The following is a 13,034-nucleotide window of genomic DNA, read 5'->3' on the forward strand; positions in this document are numbered from 1 at the left end:
GGCGATTTGCCGGCTCTGCTTGCTGCCACCCCCATCAGCCAAAGCGTGTCGAGATGATCCGTTCCAGCGCCCGGATGCCTTGCGCCTCGCCGCCGGCGGGGCCGTGCGGGCGATCGGCGGGGTTCCAGGCGAAGATGTCGAAATGCGCCCAGCCCGCCGTCTTCTCGACAAAGCGCTTGAGGAACAGCGCCGCCGTGATCGAACCGGCGAAACCGTCCGTGGTGACGTTGTTGATGTCGGCGATCTTCGACGACAGTTTCGCATCGTAGGGCCGCCACAGCGGCATGCGCCACAGCGGATCCTCGACCGCCAGCGATGCCGCGGCGAGATCCGAGGCCAGCGCCTCGTCGCCGGTATAGAAAGGCGGCAGATCGGGGCCAAGCGCGACACGCGCCGCTCCGGTAAGCGTCGCCATGTCGACCAGCAGCTGCGGCTCCTCGTCATCGGCCAGCGCCAGCGCGTCGCCGAGCACGAGCCTGCCTTCAGCGTCCGTGTTGCCGATCTCGACAGTGATGCCCTTGCGGCTCACCAGCACGTCGCCGGGCCGAAAAGCATTACCGGCAATCGAATTCTCGACCGCGGGGATCAGTACGCGCAGCCGCACGTTCAACCCGGCGGCCATGATCATCGAGGCCAGGCCAAGCACATTGGCGGCGCCGCCCATGTCCTTCTTCATCAAGAGCATGCCGGATGACGGCTTGATGTCGAGACCGCCCGTGTCGAAGCAGACGCCCTTGCCGACCAGCGTCACCTTCGGCGCGCCCGGTTGCCCCCAGATCATGTCGATCAGGCGCGGCGCGCCTGATGAAGCACGGCCGACGGCGTGGATCATCGGGAAGTTCCGCGCCAGCAGCTCGTCGCCCTTGATGACGGAGACTTCGGCCTTGTGCGCCGCGGCCAGGGTGCGCACCGCCTTCTCCAGATCATCCGGCCCCATGTCGCTGGTCGGTGTGTTGACCAGATCACGGGCCAGGAAGACGCCATCCGCGATGCGGCGAACGCGCGCCGCGTCGACACCGGCCGGCACGTCGAAACGCAGCGCCTTGCCCGGCTTCTTGCCATAACGGGTAAAGACATACCCACCGAGCGCCAGCGCGATGGCCGCGAGTTCCGGCTCGGCCGGAGCGGAGGCGAAATGCCAGTCGCCTTCCGGGAGGGCTTTCGAGAGCGCGCCGAGACCGAGCGCGCCTTCCCCGTCGCCGATGCCGAACAGCGCGCCGGCAAGCGCGCCATTTTCGCCGGGCACGGCCAGCGTCCTGCCTGCGTCGCCGGAAAAGCCGTTGGCCTTGGCCCATGCGATAGCAGATGGCGCTAGGCCCGCGGCCTCCAGGCCGTCGCGGCCCACCAGATGCACCGGCAGCGCACCTTGCAATTTCGTCTCGACGAGTTCGACAGGCATTCGATGTTCTCCTGCCGACCCGGGCCCCGAGTCGGCGTTTCTTAACTATCCGTTAGGGTTAACAGAATATTTCTGCGGGAGGGAAGATGGCCACGCAATGGCCGCGCGCATGAATGGAGGCCCAGGTGCCGATGCCGACCAACCGCACAGTGAATGCCAGGGGAAAACGGCTCGCCACCACCGCCCTCATGCTCGCGCTCGCGGCGAGCGTCGCCGGTTGCGGAACCAGCAGGATGACAACCGGCTCGATCGGCCGCAGCGGCGGCAAGCCGCTGGAGAGCATGTCCGCGGGAGAGGTGCATAACGCCACGGCGGCCCTCGGCCAGTCCTACGCCAAGAATCCCAACGACAAGCGAATCGCAACCAACTTCGCGGCCGCGCTGCAGATGGACGGCGATGCCGACCAGTCACTTGCCGTAATGCGCAAACTGGCGATCGCCTATCCCAAGGATCGCGACGTGCTCGCCGCCTATGGCAAGGCGCTGGCCGCCAATGGCCAGTTCGACGCAGCGCTCGACGCCGTGCGCCGCGCGCAGACGCCGGAATATCCCGACTGGAAGCTGGTGTCGGCGGAAGCCGCCATCCTTGACCAGCTCGGCCAGAAGGACAATGCGCGCCAGCTTTACCGCAAGGCCCTCGAACTCAAGCCGAACGACCCCTCGGTTCTCTCCAATCTCGGCATGTCCTATGTGCTGGAAGGGGACCTGCGCACCGCGGAAACCTATATGCGTTCCGCCGCCCAGCAACCCAATGCCGACAGCCGCGTGCGTCAAAACCTGGCGCTGGTTGTCGGCCTGCAGGGCCGCTTCGACGAAGCCGAGAAGATCGCATCGCAGGAGCTCTCCCCCGAGCAGGCTCAGGCCAATGTCGCTTATCTCAGGCAGATGCTTGCGCAGCAGAATGCCTGGGGGCAGCTCAAGGATCAGGACAAGTCGAAGCCGGCAACCAACTGAGGCGACGATCTACAAAGGGCCCAATGGAACGAAGAAAGCCGCGCTGAGTTCAGCGCGGCTTTCTTCGTTTATCCTGATGTGCCTCGCCGCTATTTGGTCGATGATGAAGGATGATCGGTGCCGAAGATGCCGCGCTGGCTGACCTGGATGCCGGCCGGACCCAGGATGATGGCGAAAAGCACCGGCAGGAAGAACAGGATCATCGGCACGGTGAGCTTGGGCGGCAAGGCGGCGGCCTTCTTCTCGGCGGCATTCATGCGCTGGTCACGGCTTTCGGCGGCAAGCACGCGCAATGCGTGCGCCACGGGCGTGCCGTAGCGTTCGGCCTGGACAAGCGCCTGCGACACCGATTTGACCGATTCCAGACCGGTGCGGTTCGCAAGATTCTCATAGGCCTGCTTGCGTTCCTGCAGGTAAGAGAGCTCGGCGTTGGTGAGGATGAATTCTTCCGCCAGAGCCACCGACTGAGCGCCGATCTCGTCAGCGACCTTGCGGAGCGCGGCTTCCACCGACATGCCCGACTCCACGCAGATGAGCATCAGGTCGAGCGCATCCGGCCAGGCCATCTGGATCGACTGCTTGCGCTTGGTGGCGCGATTGTTGACATAGAGGACCGGTGCGTAAAAGCCGCCATAGGCGACGAGAACGCAGACGAACAGCCGGATGACCAGGGGTTTGTCAGGCAATCCTCCGAGTACGAATATGTAGACCAGACCCAGCGCGAAGCCGACAAAAGGCAGCACGAGGCGGAAGAAGAGAAACCGCGTCAGCGGGTTCTGTCCGCGAAAGCCAGCGACCTTGAGCTTCTGCAAGGTGCTCTCGTCGGCCAGTGCGCGCCGCAGGTCGAGCCGATCGACAATGTTGCGCATGCCGACCGACTGTTGCTCGCGCAGGCCCTTGCGGCGGCGATCGGCCTCGCTCGCGAGCCGTGCGCGCTGCTTGGCGCGAAGCTCGTCGCGCTCCAGCGCGACCGACTTCATGCGCGATTTGAGCTGGTTTCCGCCGAATGCGGGCAACAATGTAAAGACCGTCGCGAACACGGCGATGCCGACCAGCAGCGCGATCAGCAGGCTGGGGTCCGTCAGTGATTTGATGACTTGTTCGGTCATGCCACGGCCCTAGACTTCAAAGTTCATCATCTTGCGCATGACCAGGATGCCGATCGACATCCAGACAGCGGCACAACCCAGTATCAGATTGCCAACGCTGGTGTTGAACAGCGGCATCAGATAGTCGGGACTGGAAAGATAGACGAGAAAGGCAACGATAAAGGGCAGCGCGCCGATGATGGCCGCGGACGCCTTCGCCTCCATGGACAGCGCCTGCACCTTGGCTTTCATCTTCTTGCGATCACGAAGCACGCGTGAAAGGTTGCCCAGCGCCTCGGACAGATTGCCGCCGGCCTGCGACTGGATCTGGATGACGATGCCGAAGAAACTCGCCTCGGTGCACGGCATGGTTTCGGGCATACGCAAGGTCGCATCGGGGATCGAAATGCCCATCTGCTGCGAATCGACGATGCGGCGAAACTCCGTTTTCACCGGCTCGGGGGATTCGTTGGCGATCAGGCGCACGGCATCGTTCAGCGGCAGGCCGGACTTGACCGCGCGCACGATGATGTCGAGCGCGTTTGGAAATTCATTGAGGAATGCCTTGACCCGGCGCGTGCGGCGAAACGATACGAACCAGCGCGGCAGGCCGAGCGCGCCAGCCAACAGCACACCGGGCAAGACGAGCATCGGCGCGCCGGCCACGAATGCGACCACCGTCAGCGCGAGACCGCATATGGCGGAATAGATGTAGAAACGCTCGATCGAGACCTTCATCCCGGCCTGCCGGAGTTGCGCCTTCAGCGGCGGCTTCTTGATGGCGCTGTCCTTGGTCTTCTGCTTCTCATCGAGTTCCTTCAGCGAATCCTGCACGGATTTCCGGCGCTTGGCCGCATCCGTCGCGCGGTCGCGGGTGGCCTTGACGATGGAGCGGTCCGTCTCGGCGGCCTTGATCGTTTCCAGCCGCTTGCCAGCCTGTTTCTCATTGCTGATCTGGTTGAACAGGAATGCATAGGCGACCGCGCCGGCGCTGAAGCCGGCGAGCACGACAAACGCCAATACGGTGCCGTCAATTCCAAACATCGACCAGAACCCTCAACGCCGCGTCAGTCAGCGCGTTTCTCCATTGCCTCGAGCGCGACGGCGAGGCGCTGCTCCTCGCCATAGTAGCGAGCCCGGTCCCAGAAATGCGGGCGGCCGATGCCGGTCGAGACATGTTCGCCCAGCAGCCTGCCGTTGGCGTCCTCGCCCTTGATGTTGTAGAGGACGATGTCCTGCGTGATGATGACGTCGCCTTCCATCCCGATGACCTCGGTGATGTGCGTGATACGACGCGATCCGTCGCGCAGACGCGCCGCCTGGATGATCACGTCGATGGAACCGACGACGATTTCACGGACGGTCTTCTGCGGCAGCGAATAACCGCCCATGGCGATCATGGATTCGATACGGTTCAGGCATTCGCGCGGGCTGTTCGAGTGGATCGTTCCCATCGAGCCGTCATGGCCGGTGTTCATCGCCTGCAGAAGGTCGAACACTTCGGGTCCGCGCACCTCACCGACGATGATGCGCTCGGGCCGCATGCGCAGGCAGTTCTTGACCAGGTCGCGCATCGTCACCTCGCCTTCGCCTTCGAGGTTGGGCGGACGGGTTTCCAGACGTACGACATGCGGCTGTTGCAGTTGCAGTTCGGCCGAGTCCTCGCAGGTGATGACACGCTCGTCGCGATCGATGTAGTTGGTCAGGCAGTTGAGCAGCGTCGTCTTGCCGGAGCCGGTGCCGCCCGAGATGACGATATTGCAGCGGACACGACCGATGATCTTGAGCACTTCGGCGCCCTGCGGCGAGATGGCACCGAACTTGACCAGTTGATCGAGCGTCAGCTTGTCCTTCTTGAATTTGCGGATGGTGAGTGCGGTACCGTCGATGGCTAGCGGCGGAGCGATGACGTTGACGCGGGAGCCGTCGGGAAGGCGGGCGTCGCAGATCGGGCTGGATTCATCGACACGGCGACCGACCTGACTGACGATGCGCTGGCAGATGTTGAGAAGCTGCTGGTTGTCACGAAAGCGAATGCCGGTCTGCTCGACCTTGCCGTTGACTTCGATGTAGACGTTCTTGGAGCCGTTGACCATGATGTCGGCGATGTCGTCGCGGGCGAGCAATGGCTCGAGCGGCCCATAACCAAGCACGTCGTTGCAGATGTCCTCGAGCAGTTCCTCCTGCTCGGCGATCGACATCGCGAAATTCTTGATCGCGATGATGTCGTTGACGATGTCGCGGATTTCCTCGCGAGCGGTCTCCGGGTCGAGCTTGGCGAGTTGCGACAGGTCGATCGTGTCGATGAGCGCAGAGAAAACCTGGCTCTTGGTGTCGTAGTAGGTTTCGCTCTTTTCGCGCTGGGGCCGCCTTGCCTCCGGCGCGATGGGCGGCGCCTCGACGGCGCGGCGAGCCGGCGGTGCCACAGGCGCGCTTGGCTGCAGCGGGGCCGCGGGCCGGGCAAGAACCGCCGTATCCGCCGAACCCGCGGGTGGCGGCGCGGCCGGCGCCGGTGCTGGCTGGCGGAATTCCGGCGTGAACCGGTTGCCGTCGTCGTTGCCTCTTTTACCGAACATGATCGACTACCGGTTCCAAAGCGTCACTTCTTGTTGCGCGAGAGCTTGCCGAGCAGGCTGCCCAGGCCGGCCTTCTTCTTCGTACGGATTTCGCTTCGCCCGGTCAGCACGTGGGCAATCTCGTTGATGGTCGCGACAACCGGGTTCTTGGCATCCATCTCGCCGAGCATGCGTCCGTTATTGGCGGCATTGCCGAATAGTAATGGATCGAAGCCAATGACCGACATCGGCGTCAGGCCGAGCGGCTCGGCGAAATCGGACGGCGAAATTTCCGGCCGCTTGGGGATGCCGACCTGGTTGATGATCAGCTTCGGCGGCGGGTCGTTGGGACGAAGCCGCTTGAGCATGTCGACCATGTTCTTGGTGTTGCGCAGATTGGCCAGTTCCGGCGTCGCCGTGATGACGATCTCGTCGGCCTTGACCAGCGTGTTCTTGGCCCAGCCCGTCCAGACATGGGGGACGTCCAGGACCAGAAGCGGCACGCTGCGCTGCGCGGTATCGACAAGCTGCGCAAAGGCGTCGGGATCGAAGTCGTAGACGCGTTCCAGCGTCGAGGGCGCCGCGAGCAATGACAAATGCTCGGCGCACTGCGTCAGCAGCCTGTCGAGATAGACTTCATCGACGCGTTCGGGTGAGAAAACCGCTTCGGCGATGCCCTGTGCCGGATCCTGGTCGAAATTGATGTTGGCCGTGCCGAAGGCCAGATCGAGGTCGGCGACGACGACTTCGGATTTGAAGAGGGAGGACATTGCCCAGGCGACATTGTGGGCGATGGTGGAAGAGCCGACGCCGCCCTTGGCGCCGACAAAAGCGATCGAACGGCCGATCGGTTCAGCCTCCGGATCGACGAAAATCGACGACACGACACTGACGATGTCGGCCATCGACACCGGCGCGATGACATATTCGGAGATGCCGGAGCGAATGAGCTCGCGATAGAGACCGACATCATTGTAATGGCCGATCACAACCACTTTCGACGATGGATCGCAGTATTCAGAGAGCTGGGCGAGTTGCTCCAGCAATTGCTTGGGTTCGCTGCGTGACTCCAGCAGGATCAGGTTCGGCGTCGGCGCCGACTGATAGAACTCGATTGCCGTGGGAACGCCGCCCATATGGACCTTGAGATGCGTCTTGGTCATGCGGCGGTCCTCGCCGGCGCGCTCGACCGGATTGGCTACGCCCTCGGTCTCGCAGAATGCCTGGATCGAGATGCGCGGAACCGGCCGCAACGCCTGCATCGCGGCGATGTCCTGCGGCGACGTATCACCGCCGTCCACGGTGGCGTCATAGGCTAGGTTGCTCATGTCCGCGTACTCCAAGCTGCGATCGGTCAGTACTGAACTTCCGTTGCCGGAGTCGGCGAGTAGAATGGGGCGTTTCGATACCCGTCGATTACGTTCCCGCGCCTCTCGGCGTCGATGGGGGTCTGTTTGCGCGGCCCGAGCAGATCGGCCGGGTTGGCCATCTGGGCGGCGAGATTGTTCTGATAGGAGCAGCCGAAGTCGGCATAGTGCTTGTTTTCCGACGTCTCGAGCAGATCCTCCGGCCAGCGTCCGCATTTGTCGGTCTGGGCTTTCACCGCGATATAGGAGACGCGAACCGGGGCCGATGCCTCGCTCGAGCCAGCTTGATAGGAGGTGACGACGATCCGGTTGCGCTTGATACCGCTGGCAACCGCGAGCCTGGCGAAGTCACGGCCGGCCGCCGTCGCCGCGACCTCATTGGCCGACCCGCTCGGAATCTGGATGGTCAATGTCGACGCGGCACTCTTGTCATAGCCGTCAAGGAAACCCAGCAGCGTGTCGCGCTGCGAACCGGTCATGCCGCGGTCGCCGGCGCCGACGGGCAGGTCGATCTTCTGGTTCTTCTCCGCGATGACGATCGGATGGTTGGTGCGATAGTCGTCCGGAATGGCGCCGACGGTGATGCTGTCGCGCTGGGCGCACCCGGCCAGCAGAACGGTCATCGCCACCGCCAGAACCGGCAGCACCCGCAGGCCGGCCCGCGAACGTCTGGCGCTCGTCGTCGTGGCGATGGTCCTTGTCTTCAACGCTGACTGAGACATGTCCGCTTCCCCATTCACTTGTAGATGTAGCCGACAACGCCGTGGTACCGGCCGTTCGGCTTGTCAGTCTGCATGGTGCCGTAGACGCGATTGACCTTGCCAAGGAACATGGCGGCACCGTCGCTGGCAGCGTTGAAATTGTCGTCCGGCTTGGCGAGATCGTTGCGCGCCACCGGCTTCACCAGATAGGGCGTGATGATGATGACGAGTTCGGTCTCGTTGCGCACGAAATCCCTGCTGCGGAAGAGCGCGCCGAGCACCGGGATCTTTGTCAGTCCGGGCAACCCGTTGACGGCTTGCCTGACATCGTCGCGAACCAGGCCGGCGATCATCATGGAGCCGCCCGAGGGCAGTTCGACGGTCGTATCCGCAAGACGCTTGCGCAGCGACAGGGCATTCATGCCGACACTGGTGTTGGACGTGGATGCCGAGACGGATCCCTCGGTTGTCGGTTCGGAAACCGAGGTTCTGACTTTCAGGCTTATCCGTCCGGGTGACAAAACCACCGGCTGGAATTCCAGGCCGATGCCGTACTCGATCTTGTCGACGGAATAGTTCTTCAGGCCGGTCTGGTTGCCGGTGGATACGTTGGCGTCGACCGAGGTCACCATATTGTATTCGCCGCCGACCTTGAAGGTCGCCTTCTCCCCGGACACGGCGGTCAAGGTCGGCTCGGCCAGCGTCTTCATGACCCCACCCTGCTCCATGGCGTTGATATAGGCCTGCAGCCCCGACGCACTGATGTTGAAGCCGGCGTTCGACAACGGCTTGCCGAGGCCAGTGAAAGGGTCGCTGAGCGCGCCGTAGCTGATGCCATTGCTGCCGCCGGTACCGACCATGTTGACAGCGAGTTGCTTCATCACCGAGCGGCTGACTTCGGCGACGGTCACCTTGAGCGTGACCTGATCGTCGCCGATGATCTGCAGCAGATTGACGATCTTCGAGACGCGTCGTTCCTGGTCGGGGTTGTTGATGTCGACGCCGCCCTGGGCCGAGCCACCGGCCGCGGTCTGCGAATACTGCCCGGTCGTTGCTTCACCGCCGGAGACGAAGATCGTCGCCAGGTCGACCGCCCGCTTCGCATCCAGCGGCGTATCGACCGTTCCGGTCAGGACGACGTTGTCGTTCAGCAGTTCCACCTTGACGGCCGAAGTCGGAAGGAAGCGCCTGATATAGTCCTCCAGGCCGGCGACGTCGCGTTCGACGGCCAGGTCCAGGCTAGCGATCTGTTCGCCGTTCGGACCGAAGACGAAAATATTGGTCTCGCCCACCGACTTGCCGAACAGATAGATACGCCTTGCGGTGCGGGTCACCGCATCGGCAACGGCCGGGTTGGCGACAAGAATGTCGTAGGCATCGCTCGGCAGGTCTATGACCACCGATTTGTTGAGGCCAAGCTTGACGCGCTGCGTGGCTGTGGTCGCCGACACCCGAGTACTCTTCGCCTCGACGACGCCCTGCACACTCGTCCCGACGAGCAGCAGGCCGAATGCCACGGCTACGATTGCCGGCAGTTTACCGCTTAGCCTCATTTCCTTGCCCCTACTTCGGAAACTTCGCCCGACTTGATCAGTCTCACCGTTCCCTTGCGACCATTGCCGGAAACGAGATAGTCGGCCTCGCTCACATTCTTTTCCTGGGTGTCGGCGACCGCGCGCAGTGCCAGCGTCAGGCGATCCGCCATCTGCTGGGCGACGGTGATGATCTCCGCCTGCTTGGGTGTCAGCTCCAGCGTGGCGGTCTGGCCTACCCTGGTCTTCTTGCCCTCCTCGTCTTCCTGGATCGTCTGGTCGATCGCCAGGACGCGGATGTTCTTGAGGATGGTTTCGGTGTTGAAGCCGGTGCTGCCGCTGTTGGCATCCGCCCTGCGGGTCATGATGACGTCGACGAAATCGTTTGGAAGGATGAAGCCGCCGGCCGAAGTATCGGCCGATATGGTCGTGGCGACCGCCCGCATCCCGGAAGGCAGGATGGACGACATGAAGCTCTGCCCCTCGCCGATCAGCTTGGAACGCCGCACCGGCTCACCGGCATACATCGGCACACGGGCGATCGAGCCCTTCAATTTCTCCAGGGCGTCGGGGGCATTGGCCTTGGTGATGAAATTCGCGTTGACGCCGTCGGCCGGCCAGGATTGCCAGGAGATGTTGTTCTGAAGCGCGTTGCCCATCGCGACGTCGCCCGAAAGCACAAGCACGTCCTGCAGGGCCACGGCGGGAGCCTGGGGGCCGGAATCGACCACGATCTGGGGCGGCGGCGCGGCGACCATGTTTTTCGCGACATAGCCAGCACCACCCGCCGCGGCCACCGCCACGCTCAGAATAATAAGTCGGGATGCTGGCATCTGTCCGAACCTCGCCCTTGGCAAACCACGTAGCCAAGCCGGACTTTGCAGCGGCAATCGTCAAAACAAGGTTAATGTAATGCTTACGATCGTGATTAATTTAAGGTTTACATAAATTAGACGGATCATGCCGCCACAGGTTAAGGAACCCCGGCCAAGGCTCTTTTCAAGCCGGTCGGGCAATGCGGTCAGGGAAACGGAAAGCAGATCGCCTTCAGCCCGCAAGCCTGGCCAGCGCCCACACCATCAGAGGCGAATCCGGATAGGTCAGCAGCCCGCCAAGGCCGAGCGCGATCCCGTAGGGAATCCCGACCGACTCTTCCGCGAAATGGCGCAGGAACGGATTGCGGCCGGTCATGACCGCCAGCGGCGACTTCCGGTAAAGCAGGATGGCGATCGTCAGCAGGCCGCCGATGAGTGTCGAGACAACAAGGTATTCGACGAGATGGATGTTCAACCCCATCCACACGGCCGTTGCGGCCAGCAGCTTGGCGTCACCGCCACCCATGCCGCCCATCGCGAACAGGCCGAACGTCACGGCAAGGACCAGGGCGCCGGCGGCGAAATGCCAACCATAGGCGGCCCATTCCATACCCGTCAGCGGCGCGACCAGCGCAAAGACGACGACAAGCAGCACCGACACGCGATTGGCGATTGTCATCGACAGCATGTCGGAGATCGCTGCAAACAGCATGCAGAACGGAAAGACGACGAAGATCAGGGCTTCAAGCATCAGCGCCATGCCTATTGTTCACAGGCTCAATCTAGAATGGATCGATTAACGATTGATGAGACCTGGGATGGACACCGACGCTGCTGGCCGCGGCATCGACAGGCAACAATAGACAGGGGCCGCCCATATGGGCGGCCCCTATCCGAAAGAGAATCTGAACGTTCGGCAATAAGCAGATTAGCTGCCGCTTGAGTTCAGGGTGTTTCCGATGTTGGAGAACTTGGAGTTGATTGCATTGCCGAGGGCGCCGGCGCCAGTGATGATGGCGAGCGCGATGAGGGCGGCGATCAGACCATATTCGATAGCGGTCGCGCCGGATTCGTCCTTCACGAAACGTGCAAAAAGGTTAGACATTCGAGAGCTCCTACTCCACGTGTTACAGCACTTCCGTCAACTTCTGTGATGGTTGATCGGATACTGCCAATCTAGGGAGAAGCTCTTTCGATCGGCTTAATAAACAGCCTTACCGATTCCTTTCCCGGCTTGAATGGAATGCGTGGTTAACCCGACGCTAAGCGCTGGCTAATGTATTGTTTCCCAAGCCAATGCCGCAAAAGGCAAGGGCTTCGGGGAGGCCTGCGGCCAGCGCGGATCCGGCCATGTGAGGAGCCACGGCGGTCGCCACAGCCGGCGCCGGCTAGCCGACTTAACCGTTGGTTCACCAATCTCGTTCATGTTCCGTTGAACAGTTTGCTTGCGGGAGCGCATCGATGGCCGTGCAGAGATCCTCAGTCCTGATTGCCGTGCTTCTTGCAGCCACGAGCTTGATCACGCCGGCCAGGGCCGCCGCCGATATAGAAGTCACGATGAATCAGGCCAAGATCGTGAAGTTGTCGCGTCCCGCCGACACGATCGTGGTCGGCAACCCGGCCATCGCCGATGCGTCCGTCCAGGACGCTTCGACGATCGTGCTCACCGGCAAGGGTTTCGGTGTCACCAATCTCGTCGTTCTTGACCAGGAGGGCAGCCCGATCGTCGACGCGCAGGTTACCGTCGTGCGGCAGGCGGCCTCGTCGGTTCGCATTTACCGGCGCGCCGAGGTCCAGACCATGTCCTGCACGCCCTATTGCGAAAGCTCCTACAAGAGCGAGGCTGAAAAATCCTCCGAGGCCGAGATGAGCGCAAGCAAATAGGCTGCACGGCCCCGGCAGCCGTCCAGGTTACTGGCCGGTTAAGACGCTCGCGCCGACTTTAACGATCATTCAAACCGGACCTCAATTGGTTTGCGCTAATACACCTGTCGGAACCGTCCAGGGGTGGCAGGAACAGGGCATGGGCAACGAATTCGGCTCGACAGGTCAGCACAAGGTGGGACGCGCCGGGTTTTTGACGCGCTTCGTTCGCAATCGCCGTGGCAGCACGGCCATCGAATTCTCGATACTCGCATTGCCGTTCGCCCTCCTCGTATTCGCCATCCTTGAAAGCTGCATCTCGTTTGCCGGCCAGGAGGTGATGGCCAACATCACCGACGATGTCGCGCGTCAGTTACGTACGGGGCAGCTGCGGCCGGCCGATGTCGCCGGGAGCAAATTGACGACCCTGATCTGCGGCAGGCTGCAGATCATCGTGTCCACGGATTGCCCGCAACAGTTGCTCGTGGACCTTCGCGAGTATCCGACTTTCGCGGACGCGGCCACCGCGACCTTCAAGATCCAGAACGGCGACGTCGTGCTGATGCAAGGCACCAATTCGCAGCCCTTTGCAAATTCGCCGGGTCTGGCGGAATCGAGGAACATGCTGCGGGTCTTCTACAAATGGCCTGTCGTGACCGATCTGATGGCCAAGTCCATGGCCAATCTGAGTGGCGGCAGGACGCTGCATTTTGCGTCGGTGACCTGGCAGAATGAGCCGTTCGACAATTGAGTTCGGAACG

The 13,034-nt window shown here is 62.3% G+C and carries 13 protein-coding genes; 3 read left to right on the forward strand and 10 right to left on the reverse strand.

Annotation, left to right across the window (positions count from 1 at the left end; genetic code table 11):
- Nucleotides 1-34 precede the first annotated feature (34 nt).
- A complete protein-coding gene (locus QQK95_RS17615; protein WP_284274967.1) occupies nt 35-1,399 on the reverse strand; it encodes a leucyl aminopeptidase family protein in 1,365 nt (454 codons plus the stop codon).
- Nucleotides 1,400-1,530: 131 nt separating this feature from the next.
- Between QQK95_RS17615 and QQK95_RS17620 the strand changes: the two genes are divergently transcribed.
- The gene (locus tag QQK95_RS17620; protein WP_284275383.1) at nt 1,531-2,352 is read left to right on the forward strand and encodes a tetratricopeptide repeat protein; all 822 of its coding nucleotides are present in this window, start codon (nt 1,531-1,533) and stop codon (nt 2,350-2,352) included.
- Between the two features lie 89 nt (nt 2,353-2,441).
- Here QQK95_RS17620 and QQK95_RS17625 read toward each other — a convergent pair whose 3' ends face one another.
- The 9 genes from QQK95_RS17625 to QQK95_RS17665 all read right to left on the reverse strand — a co-directional run bounded on the left by QQK95_RS17625 (nt 2,442) and on the right by QQK95_RS17665 (nt 11,515).
- Nucleotides 2,442-3,461 (reverse strand): type II secretion system F family protein, encoded by a 1,020-nt coding sequence (locus QQK95_RS17625; protein WP_284274968.1) that lies wholly within the window; start codon nt 3,459-3,461, stop codon nt 2,442-2,444.
- A gap of 9 nt (nt 3,462-3,470) precedes the next feature.
- A complete protein-coding gene (locus tag QQK95_RS17630; RefSeq protein ID WP_284274969.1) occupies nt 3,471-4,484 on the reverse strand; it encodes a type II secretion system F family protein in 1,014 nt (337 codons plus the stop codon).
- Between the two features lie 23 nt (nt 4,485-4,507).
- The gene (locus QQK95_RS17635; RefSeq protein ID WP_095771851.1) at nt 4,508-6,016 is read right to left on the reverse strand and encodes a CpaF family protein; all 1,509 of its coding nucleotides are present in this window, start codon (nt 6,014-6,016) and stop codon (nt 4,508-4,510) included.
- A 23-nt stretch (nt 6,017-6,039) separates the two neighbouring features.
- Nucleotides 6,040-7,323, reverse strand: coding sequence for an AAA family ATPase (locus QQK95_RS17640; protein ID WP_284274970.1), 1,284 nt, complete (start codon nt 7,321-7,323; stop codon nt 6,040-6,042).
- A gap of 26 nt (nt 7,324-7,349) precedes the next feature.
- Nucleotides 7,350-8,084, reverse strand: a complete 735-nt coding sequence (locus tag QQK95_RS17645; RefSeq protein WP_284274971.1) for a CpaD family pilus assembly protein — start codon at nt 8,082-8,084, stop codon at nt 7,350-7,352.
- Nucleotides 8,085-8,098: 14 nt separating this feature from the next.
- Nucleotides 8,099-9,616, reverse strand: coding sequence for a type II and III secretion system protein family protein (locus QQK95_RS17650; protein ID WP_284274972.1), 1,518 nt, complete (start codon nt 9,614-9,616; stop codon nt 8,099-8,101).
- On the reverse strand, nt 9,613-10,428 hold the full coding sequence (gene cpaB / locus QQK95_RS17655) for a Flp pilus assembly protein CpaB (protein WP_284274973.1): 816 nt from the start codon (nt 10,426-10,428) through the stop codon (nt 9,613-9,615). Before cpaB ends, QQK95_RS17650 begins: the two co-directional genes overlap by 4 nt.
- A 214-nt stretch (nt 10,429-10,642) precedes the next feature.
- The gene (locus tag QQK95_RS17660; RefSeq protein ID WP_284275385.1) at nt 10,643-11,161 is read right to left on the reverse strand and encodes an A24 family peptidase; all 519 of its coding nucleotides are present in this window, start codon (nt 11,159-11,161) and stop codon (nt 10,643-10,645) included.
- Nucleotides 11,162-11,338: 177 nt separating this feature from the next.
- Entirely contained in the window at nt 11,339-11,515 is a 177-nt protein-coding gene (locus tag QQK95_RS17665; RefSeq protein WP_284274974.1) for a Flp family type IVb pilin, read from the reverse strand.
- Between the two features lie 356 nt (nt 11,516-11,871).
- Between QQK95_RS17665 and QQK95_RS17670 the strand changes: the two genes are divergently transcribed.
- Together QQK95_RS17670 and QQK95_RS17675 are read left to right on the forward strand one after the other, a co-directional pair.
- Nucleotides 11,872-12,294 (forward strand): pilus assembly protein N-terminal domain-containing protein, encoded by a 423-nt coding sequence (locus QQK95_RS17670; RefSeq protein WP_284274975.1) that lies wholly within the window; start codon nt 11,872-11,874, stop codon nt 12,292-12,294.
- Nucleotides 12,295-12,433: 139 nt separating this feature from the next.
- Nucleotides 12,434-13,024, forward strand: a complete 591-nt coding sequence (locus tag QQK95_RS17675; RefSeq protein ID WP_284274976.1) for a TadE/TadG family type IV pilus assembly protein — start codon at nt 12,434-12,436, stop codon at nt 13,022-13,024.
- Nucleotides 13,025-13,034 lie beyond the last annotated feature (10 nt).

The sequence above is a fragment of the Mesorhizobium huakuii genome (assembly GCF_030160235.1).
Lineage (GTDB): Bacteria > Pseudomonadota > Alphaproteobacteria > Rhizobiales > Rhizobiaceae > Mesorhizobium > Mesorhizobium huakuii.